Here is a 15,498-nt window from a genome sequence, read left to right as displayed (position 1 = left end):
ATGGGGGACAGTCTACAATGACGACAATGATAGACCCACCAAAGGCCGATGGATTTCACATCAGTCAACTGCTTTACGACACGCGATACCGATCCATAACGATCCAAGTTATTGCGTTTATCGCCTTTATGTTTATCGCGCTTTTCTTGGTGATGAACGTGAAAAGCAATCTTGCAAGTTTAGGCAAGGAAATCGATTTTGGGTTTCTTAAAAATCCAGCTAACTATGACATCAAACAGCGCTTGATCGAGTATGATTCAACATCATCTAACTTTCGCGCCGCAATGGTCGGGTTGCTCAACACACTTTTCGTAGCATTTTTGGGCTGTATCCTTGCGACGATCATCGGGGTAACGGCGGGCGTTTTGCGCTTGTCAAAAAACTGGCTGATCGCAAAAATCATGACTGTCTACGTGGAAACGTTCCGCAACATCCCCGTGGTGATCTGGATCATCGCAACAATGGCTGTGCTGACCGAAACTTTACCACAACCCAAATCGTTTAGAGGTGAAAACCCTGACGCATCAATGTGGCTGTGGGACAGTATCGCAGTGACGGGCCGTGGCACGTATATTCCGTCTCCTGACTGGGGCGCGGGGTCTGCATTTGTCGTCATCACATTCTTATTGTCACTTTTGGGCATCTGGGCCTTTGGTCGATGGGCCAAACGCCGGTTCGAAGCGACAGGTCAAATTCTGCCAAATTTTTGGATCAAAATCGCGATCTTTTTTGTACCGTCCTTGTTGGTGTTTTTCATTCTGGGACGTCCCATTGGATTGAATTTCCCTGTTTTAACAGGATTTAACTTTAAGGGTGGATTTGAGCTCAGTAACTCATTTTTGGCACTTTGGTTGGCTTTGTCTGTCTACACGGGGTCCTTTATCGCCGAGATTGTTCGCTCTGGTATTCTGGCGATTTCAAAAGGACAAAGCGAGGCAGCCGCGGCACTTGGCATTCGCCCTTCGCGCACCATGAACCTTGTGATTTTGCCGCAAGCGCTGCGGGTGATCATTCCCCCGCTGATTTCGCAGTTCTTGAACCTTACGAAAAACTCATCGCTCGCTCTTGCCGTTGGCTATCAAGATCTACGTGCCACGCTTGGTGGCACGACGATGAACAACACGGGTCGAGAACTTGAAAGCATGCTGTTGATGATGCTGATCTACCTCATCGTATCTCTTGTGATTTCAACCGGTATGAACGTCTACAACAAATCCATGAAACTGAAGGAGCGCTAAGATGAGTAATCAAAATACGACCATCGCATTTGTGCGCGACAACATGTTGGACCAACAACCAGCCCCACGCGGGCAGGTTGGCATGTCTAAATGGATTCGAGACAACCTGTTTTCTAACTGGCTCAACACGGCTTTGACACTTGTGTCTATCGTGCTGATTTATTCGTTGCTCAGAGGGGCGCTGCCTTGGATTTTCGGTGGTGTTTGGGACGCGAACTCACTGCAAGAATGTCGCGAGATTTTGAGCGGTCGACATGCGGCATGTTGGGGCGTGATCAATGAACGTTGGCAGCAGATTTTCTATGGCACCTTTTTTCCATCCAGCGAATATTGGCGCACCCATATCGCTTTTGTTCTGCTGATCATTGCCGTTTTGCCTGTTCTGTTTGACGCCTTACCACGCAAACTGTTGTGGCTCACTGCCGCGTACCCTTTCTTGATGGTGTGGTTGATCTGGGGTGGTTCCTTGTGGGGACCGCTGTCTATCGCAATGGGATTTGTGGTTGCATATTTTGCAACTATCGGCGCAGGGCGTTACATGGGGTCGGGGCTTTCAACGCTTGTGGGGGTCGCTATTGCGCTACTCTGGTGGTTCTTAATCGGTCCCGCAATCGTCGGCGTTCTGAACGACACGGTGCCTCTTTTTGCTTTGCGAGAAATTCAAAGCCGTGAACTTGGTGGCTTTGTGATCTCGATGATTATCGGCGTGTCAGGCATTGCCCTATCTTTGCCAATTGGCATCGTGTTGGCGCTGGGGCGTCAGTCGGATTTACCGTTGGTCAAAGCTATGTGTATCGGCTTTATCGAGTTCTTCCGTGGCGTTCCGTTGATCACGTTGCTTTTCACAGCGTCGCTCTTGCTCAACTACTTTTTGCCACCAGACGTTGTATTCGATTTGACCCTGCGTGTGATCGTCATGGTAACGTTGTTCTCGTCTGCTTACATGGCGGAAGTGATCCGTGGAGGCTTGGCGGCTTTGCCGAAAGGTCAGTACGAAGCTGCTGATGCTTTAGGCTTAGATTACTGGCAAGCTCAAAGATTAATCATTATGCCGCAAGCCTTGAAGATTTCGATCCCAGGGATTGTGAACACCTTCATTGGTCTGTTCAAAGATACAACGCTTGTATTCTTCATTGGTATTTTTGACATGCTTGCCGCCGCGCAAGCCATCAGGGCCAACTCGGCATGGAACGGGATCACTTGGGAACTCTACATCTTTATCGGACTTATCTTTTGGGTATGCTGTTTCTCAATGTCCCGATATTCACAGTGGCTGGAGCGCAAGCTTCGCACCGATCATCACTAAGAAAGGAGACTATCTATGTCTGCTGAAATTCAAGACCGCGTTGTCGACCGAAGCAAAATGAACGTCTCTGATGAGGTGGCGATCCAGATTACCAACATGAACAAATGGTACGGTGATTTCCATGTGTTGCGTGACATCAACCTTACGGTTCAACGTGGTGAGCGCATTGTGATTGCGGGGCCTTCTGGCTCTGGAAAATCCACGATGATCCGCTGTATCAATCGTTTGGAAGAGCACCAAAAAGGCCAAATTATTGTCGATGGTACTGAGCTGTCATCAGACCTTAAAAACATCGATAAGATTCGTTCAGAAGTTGGCATGTGCTTTCAACACTTCAACTTGTTTCCACATCTGACCATTTTGGAAAACTGTACTTTGGCCCCAATGTGGGTGCGCAAAACGCCCAAGAAAGAAGCCGAAGAACTGGCAATGCACTTTCTTGAAAAGGTGAAAATCCCTGATCAAGCGAACAAGTACCCCGGCATGCTGTCTGGTGGCCAGCAGCAACGTGTGGCGATCGCGCGCTCTTTGTGTATGCAACCGCGTATCATGTTGTTCGATGAACCCACGTCAGCGCTTGATCCTGAGATGATCAAAGAGGTGCTCGACACCATGGTCACGCTTGCGGAAGAAGGCATGACCATGCTCTGTGTGACCCATGAAATGGGCTTTGCACGTCAAGTGGCCGACCGCGTGATCTTTATGGACCAAGGTCAAATTGTTGAGCAAAACGAGCCAGAAGAGTTCTTTAACAACCCGAAATCCGAACGGACAAAATTGTTCCTGAGCCAAATTTTGGGTCACTAAAGCAGTTCAAAATGTTAATGAAAAGGCGCCTCAGGGCGCCTTTTGCATCAGCTGATGTATATCTCTTTTATGGACGAAGCTCGCGCGGGACACAGAAGTTTAAAATAGGGTTCTCACCAAATTTCACATCGGACCATGAGGACGCTTTGACATCAAAAACTGTGGTTGCACAGGTTGGATAGCGGGCGAAATCGCTATGTGTGGTTGCGACTTTGGCAAATCGCGTCGCGAAATCGCCGATCCCCGGATTATGCGCAATCACAAGGACCGTATTGCCTGTCGCTTGCCGTATATGATGTAAAATTTGGTCGCTGGAGGCAAGGTAAAGCCCGTCGTGTATCGCGACTTTGGTTGTATCCAGCGTGGTTGTAGTTTTGATTGATGACCACGTCTGCTGTGTTCTGCAGGCGGCTGAAACGAGTGCTTCGTCCGGACAGTAGCCATTTGTGGCAAGCCACTGCCCAATCAGTATTGCATCGTTTGTGCCGCGGGTATTGAGGTCGCGATCTATATCCTCAAGCAAGGGGTCGCCCCAGCTTGATTTTGCATGGCGTGCGAGGATAAGGCGCAAGCCCATTAAATATCTTTCGTTGAGTTATTTTGTTCAGAATCGCGGATTAACGAGCCCGCGCCATGCTCTGTATAAAGCTCAAGCAGGCAGGCATTGGGGGCACGCCCATCCAAGATCACAACAGCTCTGACGCCGTCTCGCAGTGCATCGAGCGCGGTCTCAGTTTTTGGGATCATCCCGCCCGCGATCACGCCCTCTTTGGTCAATGACCGGATCATATCGGAGTTTAATGAGGTTAACACCTCGCCATCTGCACCCTTGACGCCCGACACATCTGTGAGCAACAGCAGGCGATCCGCTTTGAGCGCACCAGCGATAGCACCCGCAGCTGTGTCGCCGTTGACGTTAAATGTTTCGCCATTGCGGCCTGCACCAACTGGTGCGATGACGGGGATAAGGCCCTCACGACCCAATTCTGCAATGATGGCAGGGTTCATATCAACCGGCGTTCCGACAAACCCAAGCGTCGGGTCAGTTTGCTCGCAGACCATCAAGTTCGCGTCCTTGCCTGAAATGCCGACCGCGCGGCCCCCTTGACTATTGATCGCTTGCACGATGCGCTTATTGACCAAGCCAGACAAAACCATTTCGACGATTTCGACGGTGGCAAGGTCCGTCACGCGTTTACCATTCACGAATTCGGATTCGATATTCAAATCTGCCAACATCTTATTGATCATTGGCCCGCCACCGTGCACGACAACGGGCTTAACGCCCACTTGCTGCATCAAAACGACATCGCGCGCAAAGCTTTCCATTGCCTCGTCAGAGCCCATGGCATGGCCGCCAAGTTTAATCACGACAGTCGCGCCTTCGTAGCGCTGCAAATAGGGCAGGGCTTGGGACAATGTGCGTGCGGTTGCGATCCAATCTCTATTCATGTCTTGTTTCTTCATGGCTTGGGGTCCGGGGAATGTGTGAGGCTGACGATGCATATCAACCCTGTATGCCGTAATAAAAGTGTTATTCCAAAGTTGAGATCACCGCGCGTAGCACGTCAACCCCCCAACCTTTTTCAGAAGATGTCACGATGATCTCTGGGTAGGCGGCAGGATGCTTGGAAACGGCTTCACGAGTTTGGGCCAAATTCTTTTCGCGCTCGGCGTCTTTGACTTTATCTGCTTTGGTCATCACGACTTGAAAAGTGACAGCTGAGCGATCAAGCAAGCTCATGATTTCTTCGTCAACGGCTTTTACGCCATGACGACTGTCGATCAAGACAAAGGCTCGGCGCAGAGTTGCGCGGCCTGACAGGTAGGCCTTGAGCAAGCGCTGCCATTTGGCCACTGTGTCTTTTGGCGCTTTGGCAAATCCATAGCCCGGTAAATCGACGACATAATGGCTGTCTGCGCAGGTGAAAAAGTTGATCTCTTGTGTTCGGCCTGGCGTATTGGACGCACGCGCCAAAGCTTTGCGTCCTGTGAGCGCATTGATCAGTGTTGATTTGCCCACGTTTGAGCGACCTGCAAAGCAAATTTCGATTCGGTCGTCTGGCGGCATGCCGTCCATGGCGACGACGCCTTTTACAAAATCAGTTTCGCCTGAAAAGAGGAGGCGACCCTTTTCAAGGGCCGCCGCGTCTGGTTCCGCAATGGGAAATGTTAGCTTCATATTGGGTGATACGGCCCTTAGGCCGAACCTTCCTTTTTCTTGAGGCGCAGGGATCTAAGTATGTTTCCAAAGAGATCCGGTTTGTGACCGTGGCTGCGCATGATGAGATATTGCTGAATAAACGTGATGGTGTTGTTTGAAATCCAGTAGAGGACGAGACCCGAAGCAAAGCTGCCCAGCATGAACATGAACACCCAAGGCATCCAAGCAAAAATCATAGCTTGTGCTGCATCTGTGGGGGCCGGATTTAGCTTTTGTTGTAGCCACATTGAGATGCCCAATAGAATTGGCAATATACCAAGGCTGGCAATCGCAAATATAGAATTGGGGTCTGGTGGGGCAAACGACAGCAGGCCGAAGAGGTTCAGAATTGAACTTGGGTCTGGGGCTGACAAGTCACGAATCCAACTGATCCAAGGAGCATGGCGCAGTTCGATGGTGACGAAAATAACCTTGTAGAGAGAGAAAAACACAGGAATTTGAAGGATCAAAGGTAAACAACCGGAAGCGGGATTCACTTTGTTCTTCTTGTAAAGTTCCATCATGCCTTTTTGAAGCTTCTCGCGGTCATCGCCAGCGGCCTCTTTCATCTTTTCCATTTCAGGCTGCAGCTCTTTCATGCGGGCCATGGACACGTAAGATTTGTAGGCGAGCGGGAACATGATGCCTTTGATCAAAATCGTCAGGGCGATGATGGACCAGCCCATATTGCCGATCAGACCATTGAGTGCATGAAGCAAGCGGAAGATGGGTTGTGTGAAGAAAAAGAAGATACCCCAGTCGATGGAGTAGATGAAGCGGTAAAACCCTTTGTCATCTTGGTAGCCTTTGATGGCTTCCCATTCTTTTGCGCCTGCAAAGAGATACGTTGTGTTTTCAGCGGAGGAGCCCGGTTCAACAACCTGTGCCGGCAAACGCGATTCAACTTGGTAGATTTCCGCAGTTTGAACGAACTTTACAACAGAGGTAAAGGGCTGACCTGGCTGAGGCACAAGTGTGGTCATCCAGTTTTTGTCTGTAAAGCCAACCCATCCGTTTTCTTCGACTTGCGCGATTTCGACTTGGGCACCTTCGCGTGCATCGAAATCGTACTTTGCGATGTCTTTATAGTTTGCTTCTTCAAGGTCTTTATCAGTTTGGCGCACAAGACCTTCGTGGAGCACGAAATATTTTGAAACGTCAGGAGTGCCGTGACGCGCGACTATACCGTAGGCAGCAAGGCGTGCGGCATCCGTTCCATCGTTTTGGACGGATTGAGTGATAGAGAATAGGTAATCTTTGTCGATGGAAATTGTGCGACGAAAGGTTAAGCCTTTGTCATTATCCCAAGTTAACGTGACTGGGGTTGAGACCGTCAGTACATCACCAGTTTCGACTGACCAAATCGTATTGGCTCCTGGGACATCGTCTTGTCCTAGATTGCCGCCTGGGGCCCAGCCGTAAACAGCGTAGTATGGCGTTTCTGTCCCTACGGGTGTCAACAGTGTGACGATTTCGTCGCTATCGATGTCGACCGTGTAATCTTTGAGTGATAGGTCATCGATCCGCCCGCCGACCAAAGAAATTGAACCTTTCAGGCGATCAGTGTCTATAGACACGCGTGGTGCTTGTGGCGCTGAGGCCGTTGAAAGCGTATTTGCTTCAATCGCTATATCGCCGCCCTGCGCGAGGGGCGGGGTAATAGCGACCGTGCCGTCGCTTGTAGCGGCTGGTGTCGTCAATGTTACAGATGTTGCTGGTTCTTGAGCAGGAAAGAAAACCTGCCACCCCAGCAACACGATCCCGCTGAGCACTACAGCCAGGATCAGGTTCTTATTTTGATCATCCATCACGGTCGCCTGATTGTTGAATTGGTAGTGGTGGTTCAACCTCTCCAAGCGCCGAAGGTCAAGCAGATTCGAAGTTTTTCCTAGGGAAAGGTGAAAAGTGACTAGCTGGCTTTACGACCGATTTTGGGTGTTTGGGCCAGTTTTTTGCGGTGGGCGTCCATCCAATTCAGTGTGAGGTCAAAAGCTAGTGGTCGCGAAATAGAGAAACCCTGCACGTGACCACACCCCAATTGGGACAGCATTGCATGTTCTCCCACGGTTTCGACGCCCTCTGTGAGGGTCTGAAGATTGATACGTTCTGCCATGGTCAGGATGGCAGCCAACATATCTTGTTGGTTTCGATCAACATCACAGCGCTTCACATATGACTTGTCGATTTTGATCCGCTTTACAGCAAAGCGGCGAATATTTGCGATAGATGCGTGGCCTGTGCCGAAATCATCTAGGTCGATTCCGCAGCCAAGTTGACTGAGCGCCGCTATGTTGCGTGTGATAGTGTCATTGTCAGAAGAGGCAATCACGTTTTCTAAAATTTCAATAGTCAGACGAGATGGTTCGAATTCAAACCGATCAAGCTCCCAGCGAATTTTGTCCACTAATTTCGGATTAGACAGTTCGGTTGCCGAAAAATTTACTGATATCGTTGGAATATTAAAACCTGCCTCGTCCCAGGTTTGGAGAGCTGAAAATGAGTGATATAAAATAATTTCACCAAGGCGTTCGATAAGGCCATTTTCCTCAATCGCGGGTAGGAAATTCGCTGGGGGAATCACACCTTTTTTTGGATGAACCCAACGAGCAAGAGCTTCCATACCCGAAATAGCACCTGTATCGGTTGAAATTTGAGGTTGAAACCAAGGTATAATTTGCCCGTTTTCGAGAGCATCCCCAACGTCTGCCTGTATCGTGCTGCGATCTAGGGTCGTTTGAGTGGTCCCCGGTGTAAAAGCACGGATTGAACCTGCCCCGTTTGATTTCGCATCAGCGAGCGCAGCTTCGGCAGCATCAAGAAAGGCTGCACCTGACTGACCAGGTGCGCGAGCAGGCAGGCAAAACCCAATACTTGCAGATACATAAATTTTTGTAGCGTCAACAGAGAGCGGTTCTGACAGAGTGGCTTGAATGCGCGAAGATAGCTGAATCAACGTTTCCAAATCTGTGCGGTGCATCGGCGCTAAAGCAATTGTAAAACGAGGGCCGTCAAGGCGTGCAACAACGTCGAGGTCGCGCATAATATCAAGAATTCTGCGCGCGGAGGATTTTAAAATCACTTCGGCCGCGGCAGGCCCAAAACTGGTTTCAATGCTGTGAAATCCGTCAATCTCTACGGCGAGACACGCTGTCGTGCGTCCCGTGGTGGATTGGTTGTCAATGACTTGATCGATGGTGTCTATCACTGCTGTGCGAAGCGGCAGGCCAGTTATCGCGTCTGCCCCTGTTTGTTTGGGAAGGTGTTTGGCTGTGCCTTGAATGAAGGCAAAAAATACGGGAAGTCCAAGCGCCGCCACAATAAGAGCCGGCTCGCCGCCCACCCAAAAAGCGCCCAAACAGATTGCTGGAAAGAACGCGAGCGTTTGATGCCCTGATAATAGATTTTGTAAGCGGCGTCGCGTGGCAGAAATATCATCTGGCATATGATCGGCGTCCTAAATCAGTGGTGGCGTGCATTGGCGCGCAGTTCACTGTCAAAGTATCGCCAATTTAGTGGCTGCTCCGTTAACGCAGTTTCGGGATTTCCATCGAATTGTCCGTATTTTCCATCTTGCCATCCGGGGAAGACGTGAGAAGCCCAATGAAATCATGCAGCTTTGGATCGAGCATATGCGATGGCCGGATATTGGTGAGGGCTTTGAACATAATTTGACGTCGGCCGGGGCTGTTCTTTTCCCATCCATCCAAAATCTGTTTGACTTGCTGGCGTTGAAGCCCATCTTGAGAGCCACATAGATCACAGGGAATTATGGGGTAATTCATTGATTTTGCAAATTTTTCACAGTCAGCTTCGGCGGCATGTGCTAAAGGACGATAGAGAAATAAGTCGCCTTCTTCATTGACCAGTTTCGGTGGCATAGTGGCAAGGCGCCCACCGTGAAACAGGTTCATGAAAAAGGTTTCTAAGATGTCATCACGATGGTGGCCAAGCACAACGGCTGTGCAACCTTCTTCGCGGGCAACTCTGTATAGATTCGCGCGGCGCAAACGTGAACACAGCGCACAGTAGGTGCGCCCAGCAGGTACTTTATCAGTGACGATGGAATACGTGTCTTTGTATTCGATTCGGTGCGGTACTGCCATTTTCTTAAGAAACTCAGGCAGTACAGTTGCAGGAAATCCAGGCTGACCTTGGTCTAGATTACAGGCCAAGAGCTCGACAGGCAGTAAGCCGCGCCATTGTAGCTCATGCAGAATCGCTAAAAGTGTATAGCTGTCTTTGCCGCCAGACATGCACACTAGCCATTTCGCGCCGCGTTCCACCATGCCGTATTGTTCGACAGCTTCGCGCACATTGCGCACGATGCGTTTGCGCAGCTTTTTAAATTCGGTTGTTGAAGGCGCACCGTGAAACAGTGGGTGGATGTCATCAAGATCGTCCAACACGCCTAATCCTCGGTCTTTTTTGGTTTAGCCTCGGGCACAGGGTCGTAGCCACTTTTGCCCAGCGGATGGCAGCGACCAATACGGCGTGCCGCCAGATATGAGCCTTTTAGTGCGCCATGCTTGTCAAGAGCTTCCAAAGCATAAGCGCTGCAAGTGGGCTGGTATCGGCAATTATATCCAACCCATGCACTAAAAATCATCCGATAGGCGCGGACGGGCAGAGACACGAGCACTGCGAGAGGAGTCATTTCTGTCCCTCTTGTGGCCGATTTGGTTGAGGCCCACTAGGTTTTTCTGAGACGCCGTGGACTTTGCGCAGCGCATATCGCAGATCTTTTAGGAGGAGATGGTAGGGGCGGGCGCTTGTGTCACCAGCTTTGCCGATCAGCACATAGTCCCAACCTTCGCGCCCAAATTCACTGATTACGGCACGGGCCGCTTCGCGTAACCGGCGTTTGGCATGGTTGCGTTTGACCGCATTGCCAACCTTTTTGGAACACGTGTAGCCGACACGAATGCCGTCTTTAGGTTCATCGGCTGCCCGCATGCGACCTTGAAGCAAAAGGCTTGATGTGCCTTGGCGACGCGCACGCGCAGCCCGCAGAAAGTCTGCGCGCTTTTGTAGTGTTACAATCGTATGGTTTTGACATGACAAATCCACCGATTGCGATCCTTTAGCTTCGGCAGGAGCCATAACCATAGGTGCATTCGGCGGTGTCATTCACATAGCCTTTCGGCTCAACTTTACGCTGACAAGGATTTCCGGCCTTGCGCACGACGTGAGTTGATAATTTTACGACCAGCTTTAGTCGCCATGCGCGCACGGAAACCGTGGCGGCGTTTGCGTACGAGGTTACTCGGTTGAAAGGTGCGTTTCATCGCTCCATCTCCATCGGTTTGGTTGGCCCAAATCCTTTAAGGGGATTCGAAGGCGTGTATACGTTCAAAGCGCAGTCTTTAGGCAGGAGTGGGGGGGTTGTCAATTGATTGCGCGGCATTTCGCAAAACAAATCTCAGGAATATTACAGTTGATAACGGTCCGCTGACCTATGTTCACTGCCACGTGAGATTGCGCATTTTCGCTGGTCAATGGCGCAAAGCCTGAGCATTTTGCCAGACAAGCCCCATAAAGGAAAGCCTTTGCCTGATTTTAGCCCCTTGAATGCCCCCGCCCCGATTGTGACTTCCAGAGGGACGGTTGCGCGCTTTTTGCCCCTCGTGCTGTTTGTAGCAGTGGCCGTTGGATTGGCCGCTATATTTCGCGACTCGTTGAGTTTCGAAAGCTTTGCGCAACACCGCGAGGAACTTTTGGCCTATCGTGATGCGCACTATGGAGCCGCTGTGGCTGTTTTTGTGCTAAGTTATATTGTCATCGTTACGTTTTCATTGCCCGGCGCAAGTATTGCGACCTTGTCTGGGGGCTTTTTGTTTGGAGTTTTCCCTGGCGTGTTTTTCAACGTTGCAGGGGCGACGATTGGCGCGAGCTGTTTGTTTCTTGCCGCGCGTTGGGGGCTTGGGGCTTGGCTTGCAGCTAAGATGGACACCGGCTCAGGGCGTCTGAAGCGTCTCAAAGATGGTATTGACGAAAATCAGTGGTCGATGCTTTTTCTTATTCGATTGCTACCTATTGTCCCCTTCTTTGTCGCCAATCTGTTGCCTGCGTTTGTGGGTGTCCCGTTGTACCGCTTTGTGGTGTCCACGGGGCTTGGCATTGTGCCGGGGACATTGGTGTTTACGTCTGTCGGTGCTGGGCTTGGGTCTGTGTTCGAGCGTGGCGAGACGCCCAATCTTGGGGTGATTTTTGAACCACAAGTGTTGTTCCCGATTCTTGGACTTGCGGCCCTGTCCGCACTGCCGATGCTCTATAAGCGCTTCAAACGCACCGAGGAGGTGACGAAATGACCCTGCAAAAAATTAAAACGGACATCTGCGTGATCGGTGGCGGCTCTGGTGGGCTGTCTGTTGCGTCTGGAGCCGTTCAAATGGGCGCCAAGGTGGTGCTGATTGAAGCGGGAGAAATGGGTGGCGATTGTTTGAACTACGGCTGTGTGCCGTCCAAGGCACTTTTGTCTGCAGGCAAACAGGCGCATTTGATGCGCAAAGGTGGGGCTGGGATTGCGGGAGTTGCTCCGCAGGTCGACTACGCAGTTGCGATGGATCATGTCCAATCGGCCATAAACACGATTGCTCCTCATGACAGCCAAGAACGGTTTGAGAGCCTCGGTTGTACTGTGATACGGGCGTTTGCGCGGTTCACATCGCCGACGACTGTACAAGCTGGAGACACTGAAATCACGGCCCGCCGTTTTGTGATTGCAACAGGCTCGCGCGCCTTTATTCCACCCATAGATGGGCTGGAGAGCGTGCCGTATTTGACAAATGAAACGTTGTGGCAGCAGCGCTCGGCCCCCAAGCACCTTTTGGTTTTGGGTGGCGGACCTATCGGCATGGAAATGGCGCAAGCTCACCGTCGTTTGGGATGCGATGTTACAGTTTTGGATGCTATGGACGCGCTGGGCCGCGATGATCCCGAGGCGGCTCAGGTGGTGAAAGAGGCGCTGCGTGCGGAAGACGTCGCAATTCTAGAGCAGGCGCCTGTAGTGACTGTCTCTGGCGGTGCTGGTGATATCACGCTGACGCTCAAAGATGGCTCTGAAGTCAAAGGCAGTGATCTATTGGTTGCAGTTGGGCGCGTTGCCAACACAGATAAGCTGGATTTGGAAAAGGGCGAGATCAATCGCAACCGTGCGGGCGTCAAGGTGAATGCCTCTTTGCGGTCATCGAACAGGCGTGTTTATGCGATCGGTGATGCCGCAGGTGGGATGCAGTTCACCCATGTTGCAGGCTATCACGCGGGTGTTTTGATTCGCTCCATGCTTTTTGGCCTTCCTGCAAAGGCGCAGTCGGACCATATTCCGCGTGCGACGTATACTGACCCTGAATTGGCCCAAATCGGGATGACTGAAGCTGAAGCGCATAAGGCCCATGGTGCGAAACTGACAGTGTCGCGCGCTGATATCTCTGGCAATGATCGTGCTATCGCGACAGGGCGCTCGTCTGGTGGTGGATTTATTAAAGTGATGGTTGTGAAAAACCGCCCTGTTGGGGTGACGATTGTTGGGCCTGATGCTGGGGAATTGATATCCTTTTGGGCATTGGCGGTAGCCTCTCGACTAAAAATGGGACAAATTGCTGGCGTGGTCGCGCCATATCCGACATTGATGGAACTTAACAAGCGCGCTGCGGGTTCCTATTTTACACCAAAGCTGTTTGACAACCCGCGTGTCCAAACAGTTGTGAAACTGGTTCAACGGTTCCTGCCATAAAGGGGCCCAGTCGAGGGTCTATGAAACTGCCACGGTTCTTAAATACGCTTACAGGGCGGTTCTTGATGCTTACGGTTATCTTTGTGATGGCCGCAGAGGTTATGATTTTCGTGCCTTCGATTGCACGTTTTCGGGAAGACTTTTTGCTGTCGCGCCTTGAGCGAGCGCAAATCGCGTCGCTCGCGCTTTTGGCTAATGAAACCATTGATATGGGGCTGGAAGACGAACTTTTGGCCAATGCCGGCGTTTACAACGTGGTGCTGCGGCGCAATGAGATCCGCCAACTGGTGCTGTCCTCACCGATTCCTGCGCAAATCTTTGCGACCTATGATTTGCGTGATGCTTCTGCGTGGGAGCTGATCCAAGACGCGATCACTGTTATGCTCGATCCTAAAGACCAAGTGATCCGTGTGATTGGCGACCCTGTAAAACAGGCAGGCCTCTTGATTGAGGTAACGCTCTCGACGCAACCTTTGCGCATGGCGATGATTGACTACGGCATGCGAATTTTGATGTTGTCTGCTGTCATTTCCTTTCTCACGGCAGCTCTGTTGTTTTTCGCGGTACGTGCTTTGATCGTGAAGCCGATCAAGCGTGTCGTGGGGGCGATGACATCATATGCTCAAGCCCCCGAAGATGCCCGCCGCATTATTGAACCGTCTGCGCATGTTCTTGAATTGCGCGAGGCTGAAATTGCTTTGTGCGACATGCAAACAGAACTCACGGGGGCCTTGCGGCAAAAAGAACGTTTGGCGCAACTTGGTGGGGCTGTCGCCAAGGTGTCCCATGATTTGCGCAATATTTTGACCACTGCGCAACTTTTCAGTGACAGGCTTGAAGCCTCCCAAGACCCTGCAGTTATGCGCTCTGCCCCCAAGCTCGTGAACTCGATTCACCGTGCCGTGAATCTATGCGAATCCACTTTGGCGTTTGGTAAAGCCGAAGAGCCTGCCCCCGCCTTGAAAGGGGTGCGTATCGCTGAATTGGTTGCTGAAGTTATTGAAAGTGAGCGTCTTGCTGTGATGGATTTCGATCTGTCGTTTGCAGAAGATGTGCCCGCCACCATGGTGTTGCGTGCGGACGACGAACAACTGTACCGCGTTATTTCAAACCTTGTGCGCAACGCGCGCCAAGCCATCATGGCAACCGGAAATCCAGGTGAGATTGCCGTGTCCAGTGTGGATGAAGCCGACGAATGGATCATTCATATCTCTGACACAGGTCCTGGATTGCCCGCTAAGGCGCGTGAGCACTTGTTTCAGCCCTTTCACGGCGGCGCGCGCAAAGGTGGCTTTGGCTTGGGGCTTGCTATCGCGTCCGAACTTATTCGCGGGCATGGTGGGCGGCTTGTTCTTGAGCTTAGTGATAAGACAGGCACACGGTTTGCCATTCATTTACCAAAAGGCTTTTCCGACGTGCACGCAGGTGACCAGATATCAAAATCTGCCTAAATTTCATTTTGTGACAAAGTTTTTTACAAAAAGATCAATTGGCCCCTTGCGCCGCCCCGCCACACTCGGTAAATCGCCCTCATGAGCGCACCCGTAGCTCAGCTGGATAGAGTACCTGACTACGAATCAGGGGGTCAGAGGTTCGAATCCTCTCGGGTGCACCATTTTACTTTTCAGTAAAAACCCTCCAAAAGCCTAAAGATTACAGACGTTTGCGGGGTTAGAAATCCATTTTGGCGATCATAGGTCAATGGGGCTTTAAATGCCAATCTGAGCACTGTTTTCTTGAGTGTTAGGTCTATAATTTACCATATATTCCAAGGGTTTGACAGGAATTTTACCGCGAGTTCGAAAATTTGCTCGGATGTGCGCTTTGATGTGGATTTTTTCTCCCGCTTTTCAATCGGAACCAATTTTTCTTGCTCTAGCTTGGTGATCTTCGTCTCATAGGCAGCGATGACGGTGGAGTTGTTGGTTTCAACGATGCGGGCCAACAGCGCGTCGAGTTGTTTGTCGGTTTGCCATTTGACGAGTCAGCTCAGCTTTTATCGCATCGGCTTGTGTCAAACGTTGCGCACAAGCTTGGGTCAGCATGGCCTTCACGACATCGACCTTTTCAGCGCGGATATTTTTGCGGAAGCTCTCGCAGCCTTTGGTGCGGCACCAGAAATACGGATTGCGCTTGCCGTATGACTGCGCGACCAGCGAGACGTCAGTGGCTTGTCACAGTCGGCGCAGAGCGCCGCGCCACGCAGCGGGAA

Annotated in this window: 16 protein-coding genes and 1 tRNA gene; 7 read left to right on the top strand and 10 right to left on the bottom strand. The window is 51.1% G+C overall.

All coding sequences use genetic code 11. From position 1 onward, the window contains the following. Positions 1–17 precede the first annotated feature (17 nt). From BM025_RS09700 to BM025_RS09690, 3 genes are read left to right on the top strand one after another with little or no spacing between them, the layout of a single operon-like run. Complete coding sequence (locus BM025_RS09700; protein WP_085848264.1) at positions 18–1,238, top strand: amino acid ABC transporter permease; 1,221 nt, start codon at positions 18–20, stop codon at positions 1,236–1,238. Between the two features lies 1 nt (position 1,239). Continuing rightward, a complete protein-coding gene (locus BM025_RS09695) occupies positions 1,240–2,544 on the top strand; it encodes an amino acid ABC transporter permease (RefSeq protein ID WP_085848265.1) in 1,305 nt (434 codons plus the stop codon). A 15-nt stretch (positions 2,545–2,559) separates the two neighbouring features. Then, a complete protein-coding gene (locus BM025_RS09690; protein WP_085848266.1) occupies positions 2,560–3,351 on the top strand; it encodes an amino acid ABC transporter ATP-binding protein in 792 nt (263 codons plus the stop codon). 67 nt (positions 3,352–3,418) lie between these two features. On the opposite strand, the gene BM025_RS09685 is transcribed toward BM025_RS09690, so the two are convergent. The 9 genes from BM025_RS09685 to rpmH form a co-directional block, all read right to left on the bottom strand. Continuing rightward, a complete protein-coding gene (locus tag BM025_RS09685; RefSeq protein WP_085848267.1) occupies positions 3,419–3,928 on the bottom strand; it encodes a SixA phosphatase family protein in 510 nt (169 codons plus the stop codon). Next, positions 3,928–4,818 (bottom strand): acetylglutamate kinase, encoded by an 891-nt coding sequence (gene argB, locus BM025_RS09680; RefSeq protein ID WP_085848268.1) that lies wholly within the window; start codon positions 4,816–4,818, stop codon positions 3,928–3,930. The genes BM025_RS09685 and argB overlap by 1 nt, the downstream gene beginning before the upstream one ends. Before the next feature lie 67 nt (positions 4,819–4,885). Next, positions 4,886–5,533, bottom strand: coding sequence for a ribosome biogenesis GTP-binding protein YihA/YsxC (gene yihA, locus BM025_RS09675; protein WP_085848269.1), 648 nt, complete (start codon positions 5,531–5,533; stop codon positions 4,886–4,888). A gap of 17 nt (positions 5,534–5,550) precedes the next feature. Then, entirely contained in the window at positions 5,551–7,362 is a 1,812-nt protein-coding gene (yidC, locus tag BM025_RS09670; RefSeq protein ID WP_085848270.1) for a membrane protein insertase YidC, read from the bottom strand. 101 nt (positions 7,363–7,463) lie between these two features. Continuing rightward, a complete protein-coding gene (locus tag BM025_RS09665) occupies positions 7,464–8,996 on the bottom strand; it encodes a putative bifunctional diguanylate cyclase/phosphodiesterase (RefSeq protein ID WP_085848271.1) in 1,533 nt (510 codons plus the stop codon). 82 nt (positions 8,997–9,078) lie between these two features. Further along, positions 9,079–9,960: a tRNA 2-thiocytidine(32) synthetase TtcA gene (ttcA, locus tag BM025_RS09660; protein ID WP_085848272.1), complete on the bottom strand. Its 882-nt coding sequence runs from the start codon at positions 9,958–9,960 to the stop codon at positions 9,079–9,081. A 2-nt stretch (positions 9,961–9,962) separates the two neighbouring features. After that, entirely contained in the window at positions 9,963–10,208 is a 246-nt protein-coding gene (gene yidD / locus BM025_RS09655) for a membrane protein insertion efficiency factor YidD (RefSeq protein WP_085848273.1), read from the bottom strand. After that, positions 10,205–10,681, bottom strand: a complete 477-nt coding sequence (gene rnpA / locus BM025_RS09650; protein WP_085848274.1) for a ribonuclease P protein component — start codon at positions 10,679–10,681, stop codon at positions 10,205–10,207. The genes yidD and rnpA overlap by 4 nt, the downstream gene beginning before the upstream one ends. Before the next feature lie 23 nt (positions 10,682–10,704). Beyond that, positions 10,705–10,839 (bottom strand): 50S ribosomal protein L34, encoded by a 135-nt coding sequence (rpmH, locus tag BM025_RS09645; protein WP_085848275.1) that lies wholly within the window; start codon positions 10,837–10,839, stop codon positions 10,705–10,707. A gap of 261 nt (positions 10,840–11,100) precedes the next feature. Here rpmH and BM025_RS09640 point away from each other — a divergent pair, with 261 nt between their 5' ends. From BM025_RS09640 to BM025_RS09625, 4 genes are all read left to right on the top strand, one after another. After that, positions 11,101–11,862 carry a TVP38/TMEM64 family protein gene (locus BM025_RS09640; RefSeq protein WP_370738055.1) on the top strand — a complete coding sequence of 254 codons (762 nt, stop codon included), beginning with the start codon at positions 11,101–11,103 and terminating at the stop codon, positions 11,860–11,862. 2 nt (positions 11,863–11,864) lie between these two features. Next, positions 11,865–13,286, top strand: coding sequence for a dihydrolipoyl dehydrogenase family protein (locus tag BM025_RS09635; protein WP_085848435.1), 1,422 nt, complete (start codon positions 11,865–11,867; stop codon positions 13,284–13,286). A gap of 20 nt (positions 13,287–13,306) precedes the next feature. After that, positions 13,307–14,737, top strand: a complete 1,431-nt coding sequence (locus BM025_RS09630; RefSeq protein WP_085848276.1) for a sensor histidine kinase — start codon at positions 13,307–13,309, stop codon at positions 14,735–14,737. Between the two features lie 87 nt (positions 14,738–14,824). Then, a tRNA-Arg gene (locus BM025_RS09625) sits at positions 14,825–14,901 on the top strand. 141 nt (positions 14,902–15,042) lie between these two features. Here BM025_RS09625 and BM025_RS18925 read toward each other — a convergent pair. Further along, complete coding sequence (locus BM025_RS18925; RefSeq protein WP_085848277.1) at positions 15,043–15,231, bottom strand: hypothetical protein; 189 nt, start codon at positions 15,229–15,231, stop codon at positions 15,043–15,045. Positions 15,232–15,498 lie beyond the last annotated feature (267 nt).

The organism is Pacificibacter marinus, from assembly GCF_900109555.1.
GTDB lineage: Bacteria > Pseudomonadota > Alphaproteobacteria > Rhodobacterales > Rhodobacteraceae > Celeribacter > Celeribacter marinus_C.
This window is presented reverse-complemented; position numbering and strand designations above follow the sequence as displayed.